The 24,097-nt window shown below is 73.5% G+C and carries 21 protein-coding genes; all 21 read left to right on the top strand.

Features of this window, described 5'->3' with window-relative positions; all coding sequences use genetic code 11:
* Window positions 1–1,490 precede the first annotated feature (1,490 nt).
* The 21 genes from AB0B76_RS47045 (at window position 1,491) to AB0B76_RS46945 (ending at window position 24,024) form a co-directional block, all read left to right on the top strand.
* Window positions 1,491–2,339: a hypothetical protein gene (locus AB0B76_RS47045; protein ID WP_360388954.1), complete on the top strand. Its 849-nt coding sequence runs from the start codon at window positions 1,491–1,493 to the stop codon at window positions 2,337–2,339.
* 13 nt (window positions 2,340–2,352) lie between these two features.
* The gene (locus AB0B76_RS47040; RefSeq protein ID WP_360388951.1) at window positions 2,353–2,907 is read left to right on the top strand and encodes a hypothetical protein; all 555 of its coding nucleotides are present in this window, start codon (window positions 2,353–2,355) and stop codon (window positions 2,905–2,907) included.
* A 528-nt stretch (window positions 2,908–3,435) separates the two neighbouring features.
* Window positions 3,436–3,792 carry a pilin gene (locus tag AB0B76_RS47035; protein ID WP_360388949.1) on the top strand — a complete coding sequence of 119 codons (357 nt, stop codon included), beginning with the start codon at window positions 3,436–3,438 and terminating at the stop codon, window positions 3,790–3,792.
* Between the two features lies 1 nt (window position 3,793).
* A complete protein-coding gene (locus AB0B76_RS47030; RefSeq protein ID WP_360388946.1) occupies window positions 3,794–5,203 on the top strand; it encodes a conjugal transfer protein TrbL family protein in 1,410 nt (469 codons plus the stop codon).
* Window positions 5,204–5,315: 112 nt separating this feature from the next.
* Window positions 5,316–6,263 (top strand): PrgI family protein, encoded by a 948-nt coding sequence (locus tag AB0B76_RS47025; protein ID WP_360388944.1) that lies wholly within the window; start codon window positions 5,316–5,318, stop codon window positions 6,261–6,263.
* On the top strand, window positions 6,260–8,104 hold the full coding sequence (locus AB0B76_RS47020) for a conjugal transfer protein TraC (RefSeq protein ID WP_360388942.1): 1,845 nt from the start codon (window positions 6,260–6,262) through the stop codon (window positions 8,102–8,104). Before AB0B76_RS47025 ends, AB0B76_RS47020 begins: the two co-directional genes overlap by 4 nt.
* A gap of 59 nt (window positions 8,105–8,163) precedes the next feature.
* Window positions 8,164–10,695 carry a type IV secretion system DNA-binding domain-containing protein gene (locus AB0B76_RS47015; protein ID WP_360388940.1) on the top strand — a complete coding sequence of 844 codons (2,532 nt, stop codon included), beginning with the start codon at window positions 8,164–8,166 and terminating at the stop codon, window positions 10,693–10,695.
* Window positions 10,696–10,869: 174 nt separating this feature from the next.
* Window positions 10,870–11,844 (top strand): replication-relaxation family protein, encoded by a 975-nt coding sequence (locus tag AB0B76_RS47010; RefSeq protein ID WP_360388937.1) that lies wholly within the window; start codon window positions 10,870–10,872, stop codon window positions 11,842–11,844.
* A 54-nt stretch (window positions 11,845–11,898) separates the two neighbouring features.
* Entirely contained in the window at window positions 11,899–12,675 is a 777-nt protein-coding gene (locus AB0B76_RS47005; RefSeq protein ID WP_360388934.1) for a site-specific DNA-methyltransferase, read from the top strand.
* Window positions 12,676–12,956: 281 nt separating this feature from the next.
* Window positions 12,957–13,772: a hypothetical protein gene (locus tag AB0B76_RS47000; protein WP_360388931.1), complete on the top strand. Its 816-nt coding sequence runs from the start codon at window positions 12,957–12,959 to the stop codon at window positions 13,770–13,772.
* Between the two features lie 637 nt (window positions 13,773–14,409).
* Window positions 14,410–15,123 carry a hypothetical protein gene (locus AB0B76_RS46995; protein WP_360388928.1) on the top strand — a complete coding sequence of 238 codons (714 nt, stop codon included), beginning with the start codon at window positions 14,410–14,412 and terminating at the stop codon, window positions 15,121–15,123.
* 90 nt (window positions 15,124–15,213) lie between these two features.
* The gene (locus AB0B76_RS46990; RefSeq protein WP_360388925.1) at window positions 15,214–16,008 is read left to right on the top strand and encodes a hypothetical protein; all 795 of its coding nucleotides are present in this window, start codon (window positions 15,214–15,216) and stop codon (window positions 16,006–16,008) included.
* Between the two features lie 175 nt (window positions 16,009–16,183).
* Entirely contained in the window at window positions 16,184–16,732 is a 549-nt protein-coding gene (locus AB0B76_RS46985) for a hypothetical protein (RefSeq protein WP_360388922.1), read from the top strand.
* A 163-nt stretch (window positions 16,733–16,895) separates the two neighbouring features.
* Window positions 16,896–17,525, top strand: coding sequence for a hypothetical protein (locus tag AB0B76_RS46980; protein ID WP_360388919.1), 630 nt, complete (start codon window positions 16,896–16,898; stop codon window positions 17,523–17,525).
* A gap of 47 nt (window positions 17,526–17,572) precedes the next feature.
* Complete coding sequence (locus tag AB0B76_RS46975) at window positions 17,573–18,118, top strand: hypothetical protein (RefSeq protein ID WP_360388916.1); 546 nt, start codon at window positions 17,573–17,575, stop codon at window positions 18,116–18,118.
* The gene (locus AB0B76_RS46970; RefSeq protein ID WP_360388914.1) at window positions 18,115–18,429 is read left to right on the top strand and encodes a hypothetical protein; all 315 of its coding nucleotides are present in this window, start codon (window positions 18,115–18,117) and stop codon (window positions 18,427–18,429) included. Before AB0B76_RS46975 ends, AB0B76_RS46970 begins: the two co-directional genes overlap by 4 nt.
* A gap of 317 nt (window positions 18,430–18,746) precedes the next feature.
* Window positions 18,747–19,973: an FAD-dependent monooxygenase gene (locus AB0B76_RS46965; RefSeq protein ID WP_360388911.1), complete on the top strand. Its 1,227-nt coding sequence runs from the start codon at window positions 18,747–18,749 to the stop codon at window positions 19,971–19,973.
* 297 nt (window positions 19,974–20,270) lie between these two features.
* Window positions 20,271–20,753 (top strand): hypothetical protein, encoded by a 483-nt coding sequence (locus tag AB0B76_RS46960; protein ID WP_360388908.1) that lies wholly within the window; start codon window positions 20,271–20,273, stop codon window positions 20,751–20,753.
* 125 nt (window positions 20,754–20,878) lie between these two features.
* Entirely contained in the window at window positions 20,879–22,186 is a 1,308-nt protein-coding gene (locus AB0B76_RS46955) for a GGDEF domain-containing protein (protein WP_360388905.1), read from the top strand.
* Between the two features lie 33 nt (window positions 22,187–22,219).
* Complete coding sequence (locus AB0B76_RS46950; protein WP_360388903.1) at window positions 22,220–22,645, top strand: hypothetical protein; 426 nt, start codon at window positions 22,220–22,222, stop codon at window positions 22,643–22,645.
* Window positions 22,642–24,024 (top strand): hypothetical protein, encoded by a 1,383-nt coding sequence (locus AB0B76_RS46945; protein WP_360388901.1) that lies wholly within the window; start codon window positions 22,642–22,644, stop codon window positions 24,022–24,024. Before AB0B76_RS46950 ends, AB0B76_RS46945 begins: the two co-directional genes overlap by 4 nt.
* The last annotated feature ends 73 nt before the right edge of the window (window positions 24,025–24,097 follow it).

Here is a 24,097-nt window from a genome sequence, read left to right as displayed (position 1 = left end):
CCCGCGGCGCGCTCGGATCGAGCGCAGCGTCACAGACGAGCGGCGCGCGGCCCGAGACCCGGCGCGGGGCGCAGCGAGCGGTACCGATGCGGCGCCTGATGGCGCCGACTCCGGCACCCGTACGCCCGCCCGCTCCCACCGGTACAGGTACCGGTCGTATGCCCGGTCACCGGTTCACGCGCCCGGACCGGTACCGGCGCGCACCGCCCGGTACGGGTGCCCGGTGCCGGGTGCCGCCCGGTGACCGGGCAGGCCGACCGTACCGATACCGGGCGCCAGCCTGTTCGCGTCCGCCGGTACCGGACCGGTTGGTAATCGAACCGGCTGCCCGATCGAGGTCGCACCGATGCGACCACAATCGATCTCCGCAACCGTCGGGCGGCTGGTCATCCGCCCGCTGGGCGGTGCGCTGCCGCCGGGTCCGCCCGACGGCCGGGCCGGCCGTCCGCCCTCCACGCGCAGACTCCTCATCGTGAACAGGCCAGACGTCGTGATCGGCGGCGCGATGCGGGCCGCCGCGTGGACGTGCTGCGCGGCGCCGGCCATCACGGCCGCCCGGCCTCCCCGGCCGCCCGGCCTCCCCGGCCGCCCGGCCTCCCCGGCCGCCCGGCCTCCCCGGCCGTCGCTGTGCGTTGCCGAGGGCGAAGGCGCGGGCACTGCGGTGCGGCCATGCCTCGACCGGTACACCGCTGACGGACCGGTGACCGCTGGGGCACGGGACCGGTGCCGCCGGTATCCGGCGGGTGCCTCGCGTACCGCACCGGTCACCGCGCATCGGTCGCCGGCCGGTACCGGTCGGGTCCGTGTGCCGGTGAGCACCCTCCGGTACCGCCCGGTTGCGCCGACCCGCTGCACCGGTACGGGGCTCTCGGGATCACCGGTGACTGGACGCGGTGCCGCCCCGCTGTCCGGATGACCGGACCGTCGCGTCACCACACCGTGGACAAGGTGACGCGGCTCGGCTAATCGCGTCGCGCCGGACCCGGGGCCGCTGCGCATCGCCGAGCAAGCCGTCGCCGCAACGACGATCACGACGCGGGGAGCCGCGATGTTCCTGCTGCGTGTCGTTGCCGGTGTCTCGAGACGCTGGTCGGCATGATCCGTCATGCGCGGAACCCAGTTGGGACGGGCCCGCCCAACGGACCCAACAAACCCCCACTGAGCTGCGAAGTCGTCCACCACTGCGCCGGCTGAACGGATGCCGGTGCAGTATCTCCGGGACGGCGGTGGTCGGCTCGGTGATGCGGGCGTTGAGCTGGGCCAAACCGCCCAACCCGAGGCCGGGCACGGCTTGCCCCGGGCATGATCCGGTTGGGTGTTGGCTGGTTGGCCGACGCGTTGGGTGGCCGTGCGCCCATGGACGGCGTCCCCGCCCTCGACCCGGCTGCTCCTGCGGCCGGGCGGGCATCTCGCCTGACACGGGAGCACACCACATGCCCACGCAAACGTCCCGGCCGGCGGCTGGCCCGCAGTCCGGTCGGACCCGTCGGATGCGGCACCAGTCCTGGCCGAGCACGCCGCTCGACGCCGCGCAGCGCGCGTTCGATCTGCTGGTCTGCCCGCCGGCGCCGCTCGCCTTCGACGGGCGCGCCTTCCCCGGCCTGCCCAACCGGATCTTGTCCCTGGATGCGTTGAAGCAGCTGCTCATCGACGACACGACGCCCCGTTCGGTGCGGGACGAGGTGTGGCGGGAGCTGGTGGTGCGAGCCCGCCGGGACGGCCCGGCCTGGGTGATCGCCGCGGTCGGCATCGCCATGCCGGGGCTGCGCCGCACGGCCGGCAGGCTCGGCAAGGGCTGGCACGGGGATTCCAGCGACCGCGACAGCGAACTGCTGACCGGGTTCGTGGACCGGCTGCACAGCGTCGATCTGCGCGACACCCGCATCGCCGGGAAACTCATCGACGCCGGCGTCCGGGCGGTCAAGGCCGCCCGGGACCGGGAAGCGGAGTCTGACGCGATCCGGGTGCGGACCACCTGGTCGATGCCGCCGCAGCAGCCGTGGGACCACCCGGACTGGGTGCTGACCCGGGCGGTGGCCCAGGCGGTCATCGACCCGGACGAGTACCTGCTGATCGCTGCCACCCGCCTGGACCAGGTCGCGCTGGCCACAGTGGCCGACAAGCTCGGCCTCAGCGTGGCCTTGGCGGCGGCATGGCGGCGCAAGGCCGAACGGCGCCTGGCCGACGCGATCCGCGGCGGCGAGCTCGACTGGGTACCCCTGGTGCCATTGACCCACGGCAGCCCGGACCCGCAGGCCCTCGGTGAGACGTCCGGGATTGCCCCGTCCGCCGGTGACGACGACGTGGTCCCGGTTGCCGCAGGTTCGGCGAACCGGTGAGTGGGGGCACGCCATGACGGCGACATCCACGAGCAACACCGGTGCGTCGGCGCCCCCGGCCGGAGTACCGCGCCGTGGGCAGCCGGGGCCCTTTCCGGTCATCGTGGTGCGGCCGGCCACCGCCCCGGTCCCGGCCTACCTGCGCCAGCACCGGCGGTGCCGGCGCGGCGCCAACCTGCTGGCCGCCGCCCGGACCGGCCAGTGCCACGCGGTGCGCACGGTCAGGCCCAGCCCCGACGACATCTGGCTCGACCTTGACGACCCGCGCGACTACCTGCTCGTCCTGCCCGACCGGCAGGTCGTGGAGAACCTCATCCGGCAGGCTCCGGTGGTCGTGGCGCCGCCGCCCGGCGGCCGGGACCGGCAGGCCCGCCCCATCGTGGTGCTGCTGCACGGGCCACGCTGGAGCCTGGTCCTGCGCCGCGGGCACCCGTACCCGGTCGGTGTGGGTGCTCCTGGCGAGGCCGGCCCCTGCGCGTTGCGGTTGCACGGCACGCGTGAGCTCAGCGTCGACCGGGACGGGATGACCCGCGACGTCTATCGCCTCCTGACCGGTGACGCCGGCTGAGACCGACCGCCCACCCGCAGGATCACTGCGGCCGCGCCAAAGCCAGCGGGGCGACGACTCCATCCGGAGTCGTCGCCCCGCTGCTGTGCTGATCGACTGCTACCCAACGGCGCATACCAGGTGAGCACGTCCCACGGCGCCGGGTGCCTGCGACGCCACCGACGTTCTCGCAGCACCGCCGGTCGAGGCCGACTGGCCGCCGGTAAAGATCGAGTTGGGTCAGTTGGCCGCCGGTTGGGTGCCCCGGCCGGCGCGAGTGCTGTGTTGGGTACCCAACCGCAGCCCTTGGTGGGCAAGGAATCGCCACCGCCCCTCGGACAGTTCCCGGGCGGGTCCCGTGGTTCCCTGCGCCACCACAGGGCGTGCGCGGCGCCGGCTAGCCAGACGGCCGTGGTCACCACTCGCCGCTGATCGCACCCGCGCAGGAGTAAGGCTCCCACGGCTTGTCCCGTGCCGCCCTGCGGTGACGCCTCCCATCCGCTCGACGCGAACGCCCCAGCCCGCTGGGGCGGGAGGTGTGAGGCACCCATGCACCGCAACCCCAACGTCCGTCACGGCATCCGGCGGGCTGCGACCATCGTCGCGGCCACCCTCGCAGCCCTGCTGGCCGCGGCCACCCCCGCGTCGGCCGCCGACGGCATCCCTCTTGCCGTCAACGATCTGCCCACGGTCATCAGCAACCTGACGACCTGGATCACCGGCATCATCGCCGCCGTCGCCACGCTGTTCCTGACCATCGGCGGTGCCCAGTACCTGATGGCCGGCGGCGACCCCGCCCAGGTCGAACGGGCCAAAGGCTCGCTCAAAAGCGCGGGGATCGGCTACGCCCTGGCCCTGCTGGCCCCGATCATCCTGACCATCCTGAACAACATCCTGGTCGGCTGACATGGTCACCGGGCTGCTCAACGGGGCGTTCGCCTGGATCGCCGAAGCGATCCAGGCCATCCTCAGCACGCTGTGGGGGCTGCTGGCGAGCACCGCCTTCACCACGCCGGACGTCAGCACGCTGCCCCAGGTCACCGCCGTCACTGGCAAGGCCATGGTGATTGTCAACGCCTGCTTCATCCTGGCGATCATGACCGCGGGGATCGCGGTAATGACCAACGGGACCGTGCAGTCCCGCTACGGCGTCGGGGAACTGCTGCCCCGGCTGGTGATCGGCTGGATCGCGGCGAACTTCGCCGTCCCGTTGTGCCAGAACGTCATCCAGCTCGCCAACGCGTTCACCGAGGCACTCACCGGCGACGGCGTGACCGCGCAGGGCTCCCTCGTGCGGCTGGCGCAGGTCACCTTCGACTCACTGAACAACCCACCCAGCGCGGTCCTCGCCGTCATCATCGGCTTGATCATCGCGGTGCTGACCGGGATGCTGCTGCTCACCTGCATCGTGCGGATGGGCGTGCTGATCGTCCTGGTCGGTGTCAGCCCCCTCGCCCTCGCCTGCCACGCCACCCCGTTCACCGACGGCGTCGCGAAGCTGTGGTGGCGCTCCATCCTGGCCACCGTCGCCACGGTCGTGCTGCAGGCCCTCGCCCTGCACACCGCCCTGTCGGTGTTCCTCAGCCCGGACGCGAACGCGCCGCAGCTGGGTCTGCCACACGACGCGACGGGCACCTTCAACCTGTTCATCGTCATGTGCCTGCTGTGGGCTGTTGTCAAGATCCCCGGTCTGATGCGCCGGTTCGTCACCGGCGGTGGCGGCCGGAACCCGGCCGGGATGCTCGTGCGGATGGTGCTGATCCAGCAGCTGACCAGTGTGCTGCGGCTGCCGATACGGCGCGGTGGTGGCGCACGGACGGCAGCCGGAGTCGGTGGCGCCGGCCGGGGTGGCCGCCCCGGCGGGGGCTTCGGCAGCGGGGGGTCCCGTGGTGCTGGCGGCGGCCGGACGTGGATGCCCTTCATGCTCGGCGGCCGCGCTGGTGCTGGCGGTGCTGGTGGCCGGTTGCCGTCACAGGCTGGCGCGGGACTGGGCCGCGTGGGTGTGGCGTGGCCGACCGGACGGCCGGTCCGGCCGTACACCACGCAGGACATCGCGTCCGGTGTCGATGTGGCCTGGCGGGCCGTGCCCAAACGGCCCACGCCCGCATCCGGGGCGGTGCCGGCGCGCTCGTCACGGCCGCCGATCCGGGCGGCCGGTGTGGTGCCCCCACCGCCGCCGGCCGGACCCCGTCCGGTGCTTCCGGCCGGGGTCAACCCGGCCACGGCGATGCCGCAGACCCAGCCGGTGCGCCAGCCGGTCCGGCCGGTACCCCGCCGCCGCGTCCGCAGCCAGTGGCACCGCCCAACCCGCACCTGACAACCGATCACCACCCGAGTCGGGGAGATGGCATATGCCGTCCCCCCGAACGGGGTGGCACGCCAGCCGCTCAGAGCGGCGCCAATCGAGCCGTCTCCCCAAGGAGTCCATTGTGGATGCTGAAGAAGTGCATGCCCGGGTACCCGCAGACATCGAGGCGCCCGATCGGATCGTCTGGGGCCTGACCGCCCGGCAGGTCGCCATCATCGGCGCCGCCGCGGCGCTGGGCTACCTGATCCTGCGCACCATCGGCCATGTCCTGCCGCTGCCGGTGGTGGCGATCATGCTCATCCCGCTCGCCGGTGTCGCCGTGGCCCTCGCGTTGGGCCGCCGCGACGGCCTGCCCCTGGATGCGTGGCTGTGGGCGGCGATCGTCAACCGGCGCACCCCCCGCCGCGCCGTTCCGGCCACCGCCGGTGTCGTGCCGGTGCCAGCCTGGGCGCCCCAGGTCGAGGCGGACGGGCCGCCGCCGGCCGTGCTGCGGCTGCCGGCGCGTGGCATCGCCGACAACGGGGTCATCGACCTCGGCGACGGCACCGCGACCGCGCTGGTCGCCGCGACCACCGTCAACGTGGGCCTGCGCACCGCCGCCGAGCAGGCTGCCCTGGTCGGCTCGTACGCCCGGTGGCTCAACTCCCTGACCGGGCCGGTGCAGGTGGTGGTCTCCGCCCAGCGCGTCGACCTGACCAGCCACGCCATCCGCGTCGCCGACGCCGCCGAGACCCTGCCGCACCCCGCGCTCGCCGACGCCGCGCTGGACTACAGCGACTTCCTGCTCGACGTCGCCGCCCGCCGGGACCCGCTGTGGCGCACCGTCACCGTCGCGCACACCGCCACCGGCGAGCGCGGCGCCGCCACCGAGGCGATCCGCCGCGCCGAACACACCGCCGCCGCCCTGGCCACCCTTGGCGCGCAGACCCGGGTCCTGGACGGCGGCACCGCCACCGCGGTGCTGACCGCCGCGGTCGACCCCTACCAGGACACCGACGCGTCCTGGCCGCGCACCCCCGCGCACGCCCCGATCACTGCCCCCGGCCTCGACGAGGAGCTCGGCGCATGAACCGCAGCAAGCACAAGACCACCGAAGCCACCTCGAACGGCGCCGTCAAGCGGAGGCACCGTGTTTCGTGCGAGGGCGACGACGCCGCGGTGCTGACCGCGGCGATCGGCCCGGCCGCGGTGGAGTCCACCCCACGCTGGCTGCGGGTCGGTGACGGCTACACCGCCGTGCTGATCATCACCGGCTATCCGCCCGAGGTCGGCCTGGCCTGGCTGGACGCCCTCCTGGCCTGGCCCGGCCGGATCGACGTCGTGCAGCACATCGAACCGATCCCGGCCGCGACCGCCGCCAGCCGCCTGCGGCGCCAACGCGCACGCCTCGAGTCCAACCGGCGCCTCGACTTCGACAAAGGCCGCCTCGGCGACCCGGTCACCGACGCCGCCGCCGAAGACGCCGCCGACCTCGCCGAGCGTGTGGCCCGCGGCGCCGCCCGGCTGTTCGGGGTCGGGCACTACCTCTGCGTCCACGCCCCCACCGAAGACGACCTGGTCGAGGCGGTCGCCGACGTCCGGGCCGCTGCCGCATCGGTGATGCTGGACACCCAGCCGGCGACCTGGCGGCAGCTGCAGGGCTGGATCAGCACCCTGCCCCTGGGCGTGGACGCAGTGCGGATGCGGCGGGTGTTCGACACCGACGCCCTCGCCGCCGCGTTCCCCCTCGCCAGCGCCGACCTGCCGGCGCCGCTGCCCGGCGACGGCGTCCCGGCCGGCGGGGTGCTGTACGGGCTCAACAGCGCCTCCAACGGCGTCGTGTGGTGGGACCGCTGGTCCTGCGACAACCACAACAGCGTGGTCCTGGCCCGCTCCGGGGCCGGCAAGTCGTACCTGGTGAAACTGGAGACGCTGCGCTCGCTCTACGACGGCGTCCAGGTCGCCATCATCGACCCGGAGGACGAGTACCTGCGGCTGTGCGACGCCGTCGGCGGCACCGCCATCCAGCTCGGCGCCCCTGGTATCCGCATCAACCCCCTGGACATCCCGGCCGGCGACCGGCGTCCGGACGCGCTGACCCGGCGGGCGCTGTTCCTGCACACCCTCATCGCCGTCCTGCTGGGCCAGCAGCCCCCACCGGAGGAACGAGCGGCCCTCGACCGGGCCATCATGGCGACCTACGCGCAGGCCGGGATCAGCAACGACCCGAACACCTGGACCCGGCCGGCGCCGCTGCTGCGCGACCTGGCCGCCACCCTGCACGACGCCGACATCTCGGGGGCGCAGACCCTCGCCGCCCGGCTCGCACCGTGGACCGACGGCAGCTTCAACGAGCTCTTCGACGGGCCGACGACCTTCCATCCACGCGGCCACCTCGTCGTCTGGTCGACCCGGCAGCTCGCCGACGAACTGCGCGCCCCCGGCATGCTCCTGGCCCTCGACGCGATCTGGCGCGACGTCGACCTCCCCGCCGGGACCACGGACCGGCGCGGGGGACGCCCGGCGCAGCCGCGCCGCCTCGTCGTCGTCGACGAAGCCTGGACCCTGCTCCGGGAGGGCGAAGGCGCCAAGTTCCTGTACCGCCTGGCCAAGGCCGCCCGGAAACGGCGGGCCGGGGTCGCCGTGGTCACCCAGGACGCCGCCGACCTGCTCGGCTCCGACCTGGGCCAGGCGGTCATCGCCAACGCCGCCACCCAGATCCTGATGCGGCAGGCCCCGCAGGCCATCGACCTGATCGCCGAGACGTTCGCCCTGACCGGTGGCGAGGCCCGGATGCTCCTGGCCGCCGGCCGCGGCGAAGCCCTCCTCCTCGCCGGCGCGCACCGGGTCGCCTTCACCACCGTCGCGTCCACCCGTGAGCACCAGCTCTGCGCCGGGCTGGCCGACCTCATCGACGACCCCGACCTGTAACCGCACGCCGTACCGCGGTGCTGTCATCTGTCCACATCGGACCTCCTCCCGGAGTACCCATGCCTCCCACACCGGCACCGTCGCGGTCGGTGGACCCCACCACGGTCCCCGCCGTCCCGCACTCCCATCTGCTCGACCTGATCCAGACCGCCGCCGGCTGGACCGCGCACCGGCCGTGGCTCGCCGCGGTGGCCGCCGCGCTCATCGTGGCGGCCGTCGTCACCACCGCGCGGGTCCGCACCCTGCGACACCAGCGCTTCGCCCGGCACGCCCAGCAGGTCCTGATCACCCCGCCGCCGCAGGTCGACCCGGCGGGTGCGACCGCCTGGTGGGCCAACCTGTACGAGCTGCTCGCCCCGTCACGGTGGCGGCGCCTCATCTACGGCACCCCGCACGTGGCGATGGAGTACCGGTGGACCGGCCGGGCACTCACCATCCAGGTGTGGCTGCCCGGTACCGTCCCGGCCGGGCCGGTCGCCGCCGCGGTCCGCGCCGCCTGGCCCGGCGCGTCGGCGACCATCACCGAGGCCACCGACCCGGTCCCCGTGCCGAGCACCGGCAACCGGGTCCTCGACGTCGGCGGCGCCCTCGCGCCGGCGCTGCCCACCTGGTATCCCCTGCAGACCGACCACGACACCGACCCCACCCGGGCCCTCGTCGCGGCCGGCGCCGGCCTGTCCAGCGGGGAACGCGCCTGTGTGCAGATCCTCGCTCGACCGGCCGCACCCCGCCGGGTGCAGCAGGCCCGGCGGGCCGCCGCCGCCCTCCGCACCGGCCGTCCACCCAGCAGCGTGCTGGACCCGGCGGCGTGGCTACGCGGTGGCCTGCACCTGGTCACCGAACTCATCACCCCCGCCCGGACCTACACCGCCCGCGGGGGCGGGTCCGGGCGGTCGGTGACCGCGGACCCGATCCGCGACCACGACGCCCGGCCGGGACTGGACAAGACGCTGCAGCCGCAGTGGGAGACCGGCATCCGCTACGCGGTCGCCGCCCCACCCAGCCGCGGCACCGGCCGCAGCAGCACGCCCGACACCAACCCGCAGGCGGCGGACTCCGAGGTGATCCGCCGGCGACTGGCCACCGCCGCCCACGCGCTCGCCTCGTCCTACGGCATCTACACCGGCCGCAACAGGCTGCGCCGGCGCAACCTGGCCCACCCGGCCGCCGTCCTCGCGCAGCGACGCTTCACCCGCGGCTTCCTGCTCTGCGCCGACGAGCTCACCACGCTCGCCGCGCTGCCCACCGACGTCGCCGTCCCCGGCCTCGACCGGGCCCGCGCCAAGGCCGTCCCCGCCCCCGTCACAGTGCCCACCGGCGGCCGGGGCACCAAAGTGCTGGGCCGGGCCGAGGTCGGCGGGCACTCGGTGGCGCTCCGCGTCGCCGACGCGCGGGAACACATCCACATGCTCGGCGCCACCGGCTCCGGCAAGTCCACCGAGATGACCCACATGGTCATCGACGACGTCAACGCCCACCGCGGCGTCGTCGTCATCGACCCCAAAGGCGACCTCGCCCAGGACATCCTCGACCGGCTTCCGGCATCGGTCGCCGACCGGCTCGTCCTCATCGACCCCGACCAGGAACGCGGCGCCACCCTCAACCCCCTGACCGGCGGCGACGACGACCTCGTCGTCGACAACATCGTCAGCATCTTCTCCAAGATCTTCCAGCGGCACTGGGGCCCGCGCATCGACGACGTGCTGCGCGTCGCGTGCCTGACCCTGATGCGCAAAGCCAACGCCACCCTGACCCTCGTGCCGCCGCTACTCAACGACAAGCAGTTCCGGGCCGCGTTCACCGTCGACCTCGACGACCCCGAAGGGCTCAAGGGCTTCTGGGAGTGGTACGAGGCCACCCCACCACCCCTGCGGGCGCAGGTCATCGGCCCGGTCCTCGCCAGGCTCCGGGCCTTTCTGTTGCGCGACTTCGTCCGCGACACCATCGGCGTCGCCACCTCGAGCTTCGACATGGCCACCGTGTTGGACGGCGGCATCCTCATCGCCCGCCTGCCCAAAGGCCAACTCGGTGAAGAGACCGCGAAACTCATGGGCAGCCTGATCCTCGCCTCCGTGTGGCAGGCTGCCACCGCCCGCGCCCGCATCCCCGAAGACCGGCGCCGCGACGCCTCCGTGTACATCGATGAGGCGCACAACGTGCTGAACCTGGCCGGGTCGGTCGGGGACATGCTCGCCGAGGCCCGCGGCTACCACCTGTCGCTGATCCTGGCCCACCAGAACCTCAGCCAGCTGCCCCGCGACACCCAACTCGCGCTCTCGGCGAACGCCCGCAACAAGGTGTACTTCAACTGCAGCCCGGAAGACGCGCATCAACTGGCCCGGCACACCCTGCCGGAGCTCGACGAACACGACCTGTCCCACCTCGACGCGTACACCACCGCCAGCCGGCTCGTCGTCGCCAACCGCGAGACCGCGGCCTTCACGATGCTGACCCGGCCGCCGCTGCCGATCCTCGGCGAAACCACGGCCCTGCGGCAGGCCGTCGCCCGCACCGACACCGGCGAGCCGACCGGGGTGGAACAACTCGCCCGCCGGCCGCGCGGCAAACGCACCGCACGGCGCGCCGCCTGACACGGCAGGGTGCCAGGACCGGCACACCCCCGGGCGTACCCCCGGGCGAACCCCGCACCGCCGCAGCGGTGATCAACCGTGCCCAACGGCACCCAACCACCCTGGTAGGACCCTATGACCGACGACCCGCGCCAACCGCGGAATATCCCTACGGGGGATATCCCCCGACCGGGGGTGACCCGCGCCCGGCCGGCGGCTACCCCCCGCCGGTCGACCACCCGGCAATCCACGCTCTCTGATGATCTCCTCGCCGTCTCCTGGCGTCTCGAACCCCGCGACTACGTCCTGGCCCACCTCCTCGACCAGCACCGGTTCCTCACCACCGACCAGATCGCCGCGGTCCTGTACCGCTCACCCCGCACCTGCCGCAACCGGCTCAACGTCCTGCGCCAGATCGGATTCGTCGACTGGTTCATGCCCGTCCACCCGAGCACCGGGCGGCTACCGGTGCATTGGGTACCCGGCCGGCTCTCCGCCCGGTACGTGGCCCTGTACCACGGCCGTCCGGCGCCCAGCAGCCGGGCGCTACGCGAGACCCGCGACCGGTACCCGTCCGCGGCGACCCGGGTCGGGCACCTCGCCCACGCCGACGGCGTCAACCAGTTCTTCATCGACCTGCTCGCCTACAGCCGCCACCACCCCACAGCGCGGCTGACCCGCTGGTGGTCAGCCGGGCGCACCTACGCCAAGGTCGACCACAACACCCGCCCGGACGCGCACGGCGTGTGGACCGAAGACGGGCACGAGGTGGCGTTCTTCCTCGAGCACGACACCGGCAGCGAGTCGCACCCGGCCCGGGCCGAGAAACTGACCGGGTACCGCACCCTGCAGGACAAGGGCCCCACCTGGCCGGTGCTGTTCTGGCTGCCCAGCACCACCATCGAGGCGAACCTGCACCGGCACCTCACCGGCCTGGCCGGCGGCACCCTCGGCGTGCGCATCGCGACCGCGGCCCGCGACCACGCCGCCGAGCACGGCGGCCCGGCCGGCCCGGTGTGGAGGGTGGTCGGCAACGGCCGCCGCCGGCTACGCCTGGCTGAGCTGCCCGGCCGGCCCGGCCCGGAGGGACCGTTCCACCCCGGGCCGCCCGAGCCCGACGAAGACCCGCTGTACCTGCTGCGCGGCGACACCCCGCCCACCGCGGTCTGACCACTGCATTCGAGGGCTCGGGCTTCACCTAGTTCACTACGCGAGGGAGACCGTTTGGTCCAACCTGAGCCGTACTACACCGACGAGACGGTGACGCTGTACCACGGCGACTGTCTCGACCTCTTGCCGTTGCTGCGCGCTGACGCGATCGTCGCTGATCCGCCGTATCAGCAGACCGCGCTGCCGTGGGACCGCTGGCCCACCGGCTGGCTGAGCGCCGCCGCCGAGTGCACGAGCTCGCTGTGGTGTTTTCTGCCGCTGCGGCAGTTCGCCGTGCCGCCGTTGCGCGGCGCCGAGTTCGCCGCTGCCGGCTGGCGGCTGTCCCAGGACCTCGAACCGGACCTCGACACCGAGCACGACCATTGGACCTGGGCGAAACACAACGGGTCCGGGTTCGCCACCGACCGGTTCCGCCGGGTCCACGAAACCATGACCCACTGGTACCGCGGCCGATGGTCAGCGGTCCACCACGACGTGCCCCGCGTCGCCGGCCAACCACGGCCCAACGCCGGCATCGCCCACCGGCCGCGGCCCGCCCACACCAGTCCCATCGGATCGGTCGGCTACACCTACGGACCGACCCGCCTCGCCAGGTCCGTCATCTCCGCCCGGTCCGAGCATCGCACCGGCATCCACCCCACCCAGAAGCCGGTCGCGGTCCTCGAGCTGCTCATCCGATACGCCTGCCCGCCGGGCGGCGTCGTCGTCGACCCGTTCGCCGGGTCCGGCTCGACGGGCATCGCCGCCCGCGCCGCCGGCCGCCGCGCAGTGCTCATCGAGACCGACGAACGCTCCTGCGAGCGTGCCGCGCACTGGCTGGCGACCGGCTAGCCGTTACCTGTCCGGCACCGCGCGATCACCGGTCCGCGACACCCAACTGCGGCGTCGCCGCGCCAACCCAACCAACTCAACGGCCCCCAACACTAGACGCCTTCCCAGGCGCCCGGTGTGGGGGCCGTTTCGCGTTTCCGGCCCGAACTGCCCGGCCGGTCCGCACGCACCACGGCCACTGCCGCGAGGACTCCCGACGCGCCTCGCTGGCCGCACCGGTGCGGGTGCGTGCTGCATGCCCGCACCGAAATCCACTGCCTTCCATCCAAGGGGAAACCTTTATGACGACAGCTCCATCGGCAGCACCGCAGGGCGGTGTGCCGCGTCCGAAGCGGCTCCTGACGCAGAACCGCGAGATGAAAGCGATCGGCGTGTGGAACTGGACCCTGCCCGCCTGGGCCGGCCGCTTCCCCGACGGCCGCACCTACAACACCTGCCCGGCCGCCGGGATCTGCGCCCAGGTCTGCTACGCCCGCAACGGCACCTACCTGTGGCCGGTCGTCCGCGGCCGGCACCAGGCCAACCTGGCCTTCGTCCTGGACGACCTGCCCGGCTGGGAGACGGCGATCACCGCTGAACTCGCCGCCGCCAAGTTCCGGGGCGCCTGGGTTCGCATCCACGACGCCGGGGACTTTTTCACCGACGACTACCTCCGGGCGTGGCTGCGGATCTGCCGCAGCCGGCCGGACGTCACCTTCTACGCCTACACCAAGGAAGTCGAACGCTTCCGCCGCCTCGTCGAGCCCGACCCGCCGGCGAACTTCCTGTGGGTCTACTCCTACGGTGGCGCCCAGGACCACCTCCTGCACCCCGACGCCGACCGGGTCGCCGACGTCTTCCCCGACGAGGACGCCATCGCCGCGGCCGGCTGGTCCTCCCAGGAAGCCTCGGACCTGCTCGCCGTGCTCGGCCCGCGACTGGTCGGCATCCCCGCCAACCGCATCCCGCACTTCCTGCGCCGTCTGCATGGCCGGCGCTTCAGCCAGTGGCAGCACGACGTCGACGCCGAGCGGGCCGCCCGCCGCCATCGCCACGGCGCGCCCCCGCCGCCGGCAGCGCCGAACGACTCCAGCGCCGCCCAGCCACCCGCCGCCTGACCACCCACCGCGCCCCGGCACCACCGGGCAACCGGCCGACGGCCAACCCAACTGGGCCAACCGACCCAACTGGCCGGTCGCCGGCCAGCACCCAACTGCCCCCGGCCGGCACCCAAACGCTAGCTCACAGCCCTTGTAGAGGTCCCGGCCGGCTGATCGGGACCAGTTGGGTCGCCGCCCTACGGTGAGAGCTTCTTTCATAGAACCCACCCAAGCTCCACCGCACCACCCGGGCGCATGCTCGCCACGGCAGGGACACCGCACCGCCCACCCGCCACCTGGCCGGTCGGCCGCGACCAACCCTCCGGGCCACCACGCCCACCGCGCGCGACCCGCACCAACCCTGGCGACCAAGCCAGCAAGCACCATCCTCGGCCCTCAGCCGAACAGCTCTACCTCCGGCCCTCGGCCGGACAGCAACGCCATCAAACCCGCCGGTTGACCCGTTGCCCCTGCGGCGCATTGCCGCGATCCGACCGCACCGTGCGGTCGCCCGGGTCGTCACGACCCGAAGGCCGGCCCAACCACGGGTCATCACCGCGCGTACTTGCGCGTCCCAGCCCAACCCCGCATCCGGGGGTTGCGGTGCCGCGCGCCCGTGCGGCCCAAACCAGCTAGTCCAAAGGGAGGAACTGTCATGCGCGTCTTGCGTACCACGTCCACTGGCACCAGCCGGCTGCACCTGCCCACCCGCAGCATGGGCATTGCCGTCGTCTGCCTGCCCGCAGGCACCCAACCCACCGCGCTCGCGGCACAGGCCACCGCCACCCTCGCGGCTCGCGGCCTTGCCACCCACGGCGTGCTCCCGCACTTCGACACGCGCACCCGCCGCACGAGCAAGCTCCTCGACCGCTGGAACGGCCTGACCTCCGGCGGCCCGATCGTGCTTCTCGATCTGCACCGGATGCGCACCCGCGCCGTCGCCGGCGCTGCCGCCGAGTGGCTGCTGTGGCAGCAGGTTGTCGCCGGCACCCGACCGGCCCAACCGTTCTGGGCATTCACCGACCGGCACGCGGCCGACCCGCACCGCTACCCCCTCGCCACCGCGCAAGGCGACTACCTGTCCCAACCGCGGGTCCTGGCGATGGCGGCCCACAACGCCATCCCCGGCCAGCCTGTCCCGCTGCCGACCTCGGCGCTGGAAGCCTTCCAGGCCGGCTACGGCACCTACGTCAACCTGGCCTGGCTGGTCGCGGTCCCCGGTGACGGGCTCGCCCCCCAGCCCGGCGGCTGGCTGACCACCCGCAGCCAACGTCTCGCCGACCTCCTGGACTACCTCACCGCCGCCAATGCCCACCTGGCCCAGCTGCCCCGCGACGCCCACCTCGTCGCCGTGGCCAGCCCGGCCTGAGCACCCACGCCATCGGCGGACCCGCGCCCACGCCGGGTGCGCGTCGACGCGCACCCAGCCCAACCCGACGCCTGCAGGAGGCGCACGACCATGACCACCCAGCTCACGTTCGACCTCGACACCGTCTGCCAACTCGCCGAGCACGCCGCCGCGGCCACCGGCACCGGCACCAGCCAGCCGAGGCCGGCGCTGCTGCTGCACTCGGGGAGCAACGGCATCTGGCTCACCAGCAACGCTGCGCACCCCCAGCCGGCGCCCGCCGACCAGCCCGGCACGCTGGACCACCGGGCGGCGTTCGCCGCGGAATGCCCGTCGGGAAGCTCCTGGCTGGACCAGGCGACACTGCTGCGCGCCGAGCTCATCCCGCTCACGCACGTGCTGCCGCTGGACGAGCCGACCGGCCGATCGCTGCTGGACCAGCTCCGCGCGGGCGACCAGGCGGGTGCCACCACGGTCCGGGTGCTGCTATCCGGTGCGAGCGTTGCCATCGCAGTCGGGCGACGCCGCAGACGGCCCACCGCCCGGCGGGACGAGGCGGCCACCACGAGGCGGGCCGATCAGCAGCACGCCGACTGGCGTCGTCTGCTCCGTCAGTACCGGCCGCTGCCGCGCTACCCGCGGATCAGCGAGCTCATGACGCGCATTGAGCGGCTGCGCGAGGACAACGCCCGGCTCCACGACGCGAACCTGACCCTCATCGGCTTCGGGATCGTCGCCCACCGCGACGAGTACCTCGCCCGTACCGCCGCCATCCATGACGAGGCCCAGACGATCGGCGCTGCACTGCAGCGGCTGGGCGCGCACGCGGCTGCCCAGCTCGCCCGCCACGGCTGGACCATGACCCTGAGCCGGCACCGCGGATCGATGCACACCACCGGCGGCTAAGCCACCGGCCAGCCCGGCCAGTGTGCGGTCTCCGGGCCCCGGGTGCCGACTCGACGGCGAGATCCGCGGATGACCCACGCGTCGCCGGCCGTGCCGCCACCACTCGTGGCAGCAATCCGGGCGGCTGGATGTCAGCCGCACCACCAACCAACCCCATGCAAAGGAGCGCACCACCATGCCCATCAACCTGCCCAACGGCACCACCCTGCGCACCGTCACGTTCTGGTACCCGGCCGACCACCTCGGCATCACCGACTGGGCCACCACCCTGGCCTGCCTGTTCGACGACGACCTGCGGCCCGAACGGCGGCTGCTGGCCACGCCCACCGCACCCCGCGCCCGCACCCTGCTGGCCGCGCCCCGCAACACCGACCCGATCCGCTGCGCCGGCGGGCCGCTGCGCCTGCTGGACCTCGCCGCGACCTGCGTCCACGCCGCCCGCGAAGCCGCCGCCCGCCACGACGCCTGGTCGGCCACCGCCCGCGTCGGGGCCCGGCGACCCGGCCGCCTCGAGTCGACGCTGCTGCGCGCGGGCCGGCACCACTACGTCACCTACCACAGCCTGCGCCGGGTGGTCGGCGACGTGCTGGTCATCATGCGCACCGGCACCGCGCTGTACCCGGCCGCCGCCAGCCCGCAAGCGCTCCTCGACCACGTCGAGCAGGCGACCGCCCGGTTGGCCGACGCGAACCCCGACGACGTGCTCGTCACCGTCGGTGCCTGAGCCCGAACCCAGACCCGCCCGGCGCCGCATCCGCACAGCGAGCCCGCCGCCCACACCACGTCGACCGGCCACCGGCCGGCCGAGCATCCGCCCCGAGCCGGCGCCGCGCGACGGCGGCACCTGCACCGCGGGCCGGCCCGTACGCCACTTGGAGGCAGCCATCATGGCCGAGTACCGACAGTTCGAACCCACCGACGACCCGACCGGCGACGCCGACCCGGTCAGCGGTCTGGACCGCAGCGACGTGCACGCGCTGCAGGTCGCGAACACCGTCCTCTTCCAGACCACGAGCACCGGGGCGTGCATCGACGCGTGCTTGACCAGCGCCGCGTTCACCGAGCCGCGCAGCTACGAGACGCGTCAGCAGCGGCTGTTCCCGGACGGTGACCGCCTGGACCGGCGCCGGCGCATCCCGGTGGCCGCCGACATCACCGGCTTCGACACCAACCACCGGTGGCATGCACACCACCTGCCCGGCACAGCCGCACTCACCGGCATCGACGCATGCGGGTTGCACGAGGTGTGGCGCACGATCGTCGATCTGCTGCGCCCGGGCGACGTGCTGCGGCTGCACTGGCGGGCCGACGCGACCACCGACGCCCTGACCGACCCGGACCTGCACCGCGACGAACTGCGGCTGATCGTGGCCCGCGGCCAGCGCCGCTGGGTGTTCCTGCTCGACGTCCAGCTGCGACCCCACCCGGCCCGCATGATCACCGTGGCGGTGCCGGCAACCGTATCGGCCGTTGCGCCCGCCGCCCGCCGCTGCGCGGCGATCCCGCAGCCGCTGTGATCCAGCACCGCACACCGACGAGCTCGCCGACAGCAGAGGAGAACGACGTGGCCACACCGAGACGGCCACCGCTGGCCTGGTACGTGCAGTTGACCGAGGAATACGGCCAGGCCCGGCTGGTCGCCACCGTGGTGATCGAAACGCCAGGCGGCCCGTTGCGCACCATCACCGCGTGGGGGCGCGGGATCACCAACGGCGCCCCGTTCTACGGGCTGGAGGTGACCGCCTACGTGGAGGGCAGCCCTGGCCTGGCGGCTACCGGGGTCTGGGGCGTCCAGGTGCGCTACGCGCCGTTCGAGGTGCGCAGCGCCGAGCAGGCCCGCGCGATGGCCGCCGTGTTCGGCCGCATCGAGCGCGGTGTCGAGCGGCTCAACCGGGCGGAGGGCCACCCGGACGACAACGACTATGCCGGCCACCTGATCCGGGTCGGCCGGGTCCTGTCGATCGACCGGTTCCACGTCAGCGCGTCCCGGCACCGCCGCCCGGCCACCGGCGAACCCCATGAACTGGTCGACGGCAGCGGGATGCGCCGGTGGGTCGGGCAGGTCGTCGGGGACGTCGCGGCCGGCAACCGGCAGGACCACCTCCGGTGAACCGGCTGTGGCTCGGCGACCGTCTCGTGGCGGTCGGCGACATCCTCGCCCTCACCGGCGGCTACACCGGCCCGGCCGTCGTGGTCGCCATCCGCCCCATCCGCGACATCGACGAGGGTGCACTGCTCATCGACCCGCGGACCCTGCAACTGGTCCAGTGCGCCGGCTGCGACAGCCACGGCGCGTGCTTCATCGCCTACCCGGGCAGCATCCTGCACGGCTGTGCAACGCCCGGCGAGCTGTTCCCGGTGATCGCCCTCGACCCGGCGCGGCCCGCGCCGGACGGCGACGCCGAGCACCGTAACCCCTGACCCTGCCGGGCCACGCCCGCCACGGGTGCGGCACCGACGGTCCGCCTGAGCGGGAATCCGGTTCGTGGCGGCATCTGCCGGCCCGGTCGCCGCGGCCGGGTTGACCAGCTCCCTGCTGATCCGCTGGTGCACCGCAACACCGGTGCCCCAGCCGACTGCCGGTCCCGCTACCGCTGTGGCGGTGACCCGGCTCGCATCTGCACGTGTTCTCGGCCGTTGCCCGGCCTCCGCACGACCGCGCACCTCGCGCACCAGCCCGGGCACGGCCGATATGGCCGCGTCCGGGCTCCGCATCGTCCATCGAAGGAGCCCCAGCCATGACCCATCGGCATCACATCGCGGCCGCCGCCCCGGCGGCCAGCCAGGCAACCACCGGCCCCGCCGTCGCCCCGGCGCCGTTGCGCGCGCGTCCGCTGCGCATCGCCGTGGTCGGCGGCTCACTGACCGGGCCGGTCCTCGCGTTGCTGCTGTTGCAGGCCGGCCTCGACCACGTCACCGTGTACGAGGCCAACCCGGACCTGCCCACCGCGACCGGCGGGATCCTGTCCTTGGAACACCCGGCCCTGGACGTGCTGGACCGCCTCGGCATCCCCCAGCACGAATATGTGCAGTTCGGGTTCGAAACCATCACCCAGTTCCGCGGCTACGGCCCGGCCGACGACCGGTTCGTCCAGCGGCAGTACCCGGGCCGGTTCACCACCTGGACCCTGCTGCACCAGGCGTTGGCCCGCCGCCTGCCTGCCGGTCTGGTCCACGCCGGGCGGCGGGTCACCGGCATCAGCGCCGACCACCGCCGGCCGATGCTGCACTTCGCCGACGGCCGGCGGGAGGCCGCCGACCTGGTCGCGTTCTGCGACGGTCGCGCCTCGATCGGCCGGCGGCTGCTGGACCCCGGCCGGCGGCTGCACTACGCCGGCTACGTCGCCCACCGCGGCACCGCCACCATCCGACCCGGCGACCTCGGCGACTTCCAACGCTGGGAGCCGCGACCCGGCCTGCAGTTCAACATCGCACCCGTCCCGGCCGGCAGCGACTGGATCTTCGCCCTCAACGCCACCACCGAGCAATACACCACCTGGTTCGGCGCCCCACCGGAGCAGCGGACGTTCGTCCTGCCACACCACGTCAGCCCCGCCGCGCGGGCCCACGTCGACGCGTACGCCGCCACGCACCTACCGGCGCACCTGGCCGACCTGGTCCATGCCACCACCACCAGGATGGCCGTGCCGGTGATGGACATCGACCTGCCCACAACGATGGCGTGGCCGGTCGGCGACGGACACGCGGTCCTGCTCGGCGACGCCCTCGCCCCGGTCCGGGCGCACACCGCCCGCGGCGCCAACAACGGCATCGAACAAGCCGACGGGCTCGTCACCGCCCTGCGGCAACACACCCGCCACGGCGCCGACCTGCCCGGCGCCCTGCTCGGCTGGCGGCGCCGGCACCTGCTCACCGCCCTCGCGGCAGTCCGGCAGGGACCCATCATCGCCGACCGGCTCGGCCTGGGCACCACCCGTGACCTGGCGACCGCAGTCGTCGGCTGAGCCGCCCACCCGCCCGGTCGCCCCTGGCCGTCCCATGGCGGCCTGCCGCCCGACGTGCTGCACGATCCGGCGCGACGTCCACGCCCCGGGGCTGCGCCGCGGTGCGACGCCGTCGCCGACCAGGCCGGTGCGCTTCCCAGCCGCGATTGGGTAACCGCCGACCCGCACCAACCACCCTGTGACCCCTTTCCGGGACCGCGCCGGCCGCGTGCCGCCATCCCCGGGGCCCCCGGGTGTGGGGTACCCAGCGGGTGCGGCCTCCCGGTGCATGCCATGCCCTCGAGGGAGGAACCAACCATGCCTGACCCACTGGCATCGATGGACACTGTCGAGCCGTCCCCGCCGATCGAGTACCTGCTGACCGCCGTCGCGTTGCACGATCGCCGGACACCACACCTCGGCCTGGACTGGCGCGAGGTCACGGCGAACCGCTGTGACACCGTCCGCGACGACAGCCTGGCTGTCACTGACCAAGGCCGCGTACCAGGCGTACGTCGGTTGGTTCAGCGATCCCACGATGGCGCTGCTTGGCCTCGCCGGGCGTGCCGCGGTATCGCGGTGGCCTGCCTCGACCGCGGCGCCATCGAAGCGGACAGCCGGCCTCTTGCCCCCGACGAAGGAGACCGGCTCACCTACCTGCTCGACAGCTACGACCAGCACGTGTGCGACAGCGGCGAGGTGAATGCGGCCTTCCTCGACCAGATCTTCGCCGCCGCCGGTGTCGAACGCTTCCCCGACGAGGACACCGACAACACCGACGCGCGCCGCACCGTCCAGTAACACCTGCGGCGCGAGCCGCACCGGCTAGCAGCCAAGACCGCTCCAGGGCATCGCCGATTCCGGTCGCCCTTGACGGGCAACCGGCCGGTCGGCGGTGCCCTCCACAGCAGATGGAGACACATCGCATGACCACGACAACACCTGCCAAGCGCCGGTCCGACGCCGCCGATCCGGCCTTCGCCCGGCACAGCCTGCCCATCACCGCGGTGGTGTTGACCAATACCACCGTGCTGGGCGCGGTGACGGGCCACACCATCCTCACGGTGATCGGTGTCCTCGTCCTCGGGCTCACCTACCTGCTCGGCGCGGCCGCCATCGCGCACCGCTACGAGCAGCAGCTCGTCCAGAAGGTCGCTGCGGCGCGCAGTGACCCACTGACCGGACTGCCCAACCGAGCCCTCGCCGACGAGATGCTGGACGCCGCCAGCCGCGGCGGCGCACCGATCACGGTCGCGCTCATCGACGTCAACGGCCTGCACACCATCAACAACAACCTCGGCCACGCCGCCGGCGACCAGTACCTGACCCTGATCGCCCGGCGCCTCATCCAAGCCGTCCCGCCGCACGGGGTCCTGGTCCGCCAGGGCGGCGACGAGTTCACCCTCCTCGCCCAGAACACCGACCCGCAAGACCTCGCCGCCCAGATCGGAGCAGCCCTCGCCGGACCGGCGGTCATCGCCGGCTACCGCATGCAACCCCGCGCCAGCGTCGGTATCGCCGCCGCCCAGACCACCGCGGACGGCACGGTCGACGCCCACCACGCCCGGGGCCGCGCCGACGCCGCCATGTACACCGCGAAACGCGACGGCGGCAACCAGATCCGCATCTTCGACCCCGACCGCGACGCCGAGCCGTCCCTGGACGGGACCCGGCCGCTGGTCCGTCGCCGCGACATCAACCCGATCGTCGATGCCGGGATGGCGTGGCTGCCCACCCCGGGCGACGAACTGATCCCACTGCTACTGGCCCCCGACGAGCTGCGCACCGTCACGCAGGCCCTGACCACCACGGCCGACGGGTGGGGCCGGGCCGGTGCCGAAGCCACCGCCGGCACCAACCAGCCCACAGCCGCGCCGAACAGCGACCCGGGACGGATGACCATCGAACCGACCCCGGCCGGTTACGCCGGCGTCGCCCGGCTCGCCGGCCAGCAGCAGGCCCGCTACACCGGGCTGCGGCGGCGGCTCCAGGCGATCCTCGACACCGTCGACGCCTTCGACAAGGCCGGCCACATTGTTCCCGCGTCGTCCGTGGTGGCGCCGAGGTTGTCGTGCGTGGTCCTCGTCGGCATCAGCGCCGCGTTCCCGCCGGAGGACCTCGACGCCCTCGTCATCACCGCCGCCGAAGCGGTCCACGGCGATCCCGCCGACCTCAGCAGCCGCCAGCGCGACCTCGCCGCCCGCGCCTACGCCCTCCTGCGGGACACCGAATAGCCCAGCACTCTGCGACACGTGAGGAGCACCGTGATGCGCGATGATGCACCACCCACCCACGTCGGCACCGACCACTGGCCGGTGCTGTCCTGCGTCCGGGTCACCGGCACGGACGACCCAGGCGAGTGCGTCGTCCTCGTCTCCTGCTGCGAAGGCAACACCGACAAACCGTACGCCACCCTGCACGTTCGTGTCTGGCCCGGCCGGCAGGCTGGCCGCGACGGCGAGTACAACCTGACCTTCGAGCAGGCCGCGGACCTGGGCATCCTCGGCCCGGTCGCCGCCTCCCCGTGGACCGACAGCCGCCGCGTCGGCTGGCGCATCGCAAGACTGCACGACACCCACTACGCCACCGTCGTGGCATTCGCCTCCCGCCTCGGCGGTGTCCCGGCCGCGTCGCCCGCCCCGGCCGCTGACCGCGACCAGTCGCCGCAGCATGGTCGGCGGCGACGGTGGTGACGAGCCCCGACGCGGACGCGCGGATGGCCTGCCGGGTCTGCGGGTTGCCGCTGAACCGGTACGTCGACCTGGACACCGGGCAGGTTCGCTACCAGCACCCGGCCCGCGTCGTCGCCGAACCAGCCGGGCACCGGCCCGACCCGGCACCCCTGGATGACGTCGACGCCCGGCACGTGTGTGACTTCTGCAGCGACGAACGCATCGCCTACACCTTCCACACCGTGCCGATCAGCGCCGTCGTCGACACCGCGGGCGGCCAAGTGGTGGAACGCTACGGCACCGACTGGTCGGCGTGCTTCCCCTGCGCCATGCGCGTGCGGGACAGGGACCTGGACGGTCTGCAGCAGCGGCTACACCAGACCGCGCCCCATCTGGACCCCATCGCCGCCGGCGCGGCCCGGGTGATGCAGCAAGCCGTGCTGCAAAGCCTGCTGCCCGGCATCACGGTGGCCAACCTTGGCCGCTGGCCGGCCACGCCGCTGCCGGCGGCTACGCTGCCCAAGGTCCGCGACCGGCTGGCGAACCTGCTCACCGGGCCTGTCGGCCTGCCGCTGGGCCTGACCGACCCGGCCGTGCGCGGCCCGGTCGCGGACAGCCTGCGCGCCGCCCGGCTGTTCTGGATCGACCCCGAGTTCACCGAACTCGCCGAGTATGCCGCCGGGTCGCTGCCGGCCACCCACCTCACGGCGGCGGATGTGCCGGCACCGCATGGCCTGCTCGCCTGGGCCCACCCGGTCGGGCCCCGGGCCGACCTGGTCGCCGCGTCGTGGACCAGCGGCCCGCACGGGCTGCGGGTGGTCGGCTACCGCAGCATCGGCGCCGGCCTGCCCGCCGAGGATCTGCAACCGTTCCGCGAACAGCTCGGCTGGCTCGGCCCCCGCGTCCACGCGCAGCTGCCGCCCGGCGAACCGGTCGACGCCAGCAGCCCTGCCGCGGCCCTGGTGACCACCTGGCTGCTGATCGCGCAGCGCCTCACCGAAACCACCCCGGCGCCGGTGGACAAGGCCATCCGCAAGGCGTACCGGCGCAACGGCCGCCCCGACCCGGAGGTGCGTCTGGTCCGCATCCGCGGCGCCAGCACCGTCCGGCCGGCCGGCGACGCCGCGTCGCCGCACCGGTCCGCAGACGACAGGCCGGCCAGGTCTCGCGACCACCGCTGGTGGGTCAAGGCCCACTGGCGCGGCCAGCCGTACGGACCCGGCCGCACCTTGCGGCGGCCGTTGCTGGTGCTGCCACAGCTGCGCGGCCCGGACGACAAGCCGATCAGAGCGAGCACCGTCGTGCGGATGTTGGCCGCAGCGCCACCACCGCCCGAGCAACCACGGCACGGCGACGGCCAACAACCCACGCCGACCAACGACAGCACGCCGACGACCTGACTCCACAGTGGATGGTAGGGGCGCCTTCAGGCGCAGCCGATCCGACACTTTCCACGACCACCAGGAGGAGCAC

The sequence above is a fragment of the Dactylosporangium sp. NPDC049140 genome (assembly GCF_040648435.1).
This window is presented reverse-complemented; position numbering and strand designations above follow the sequence as displayed.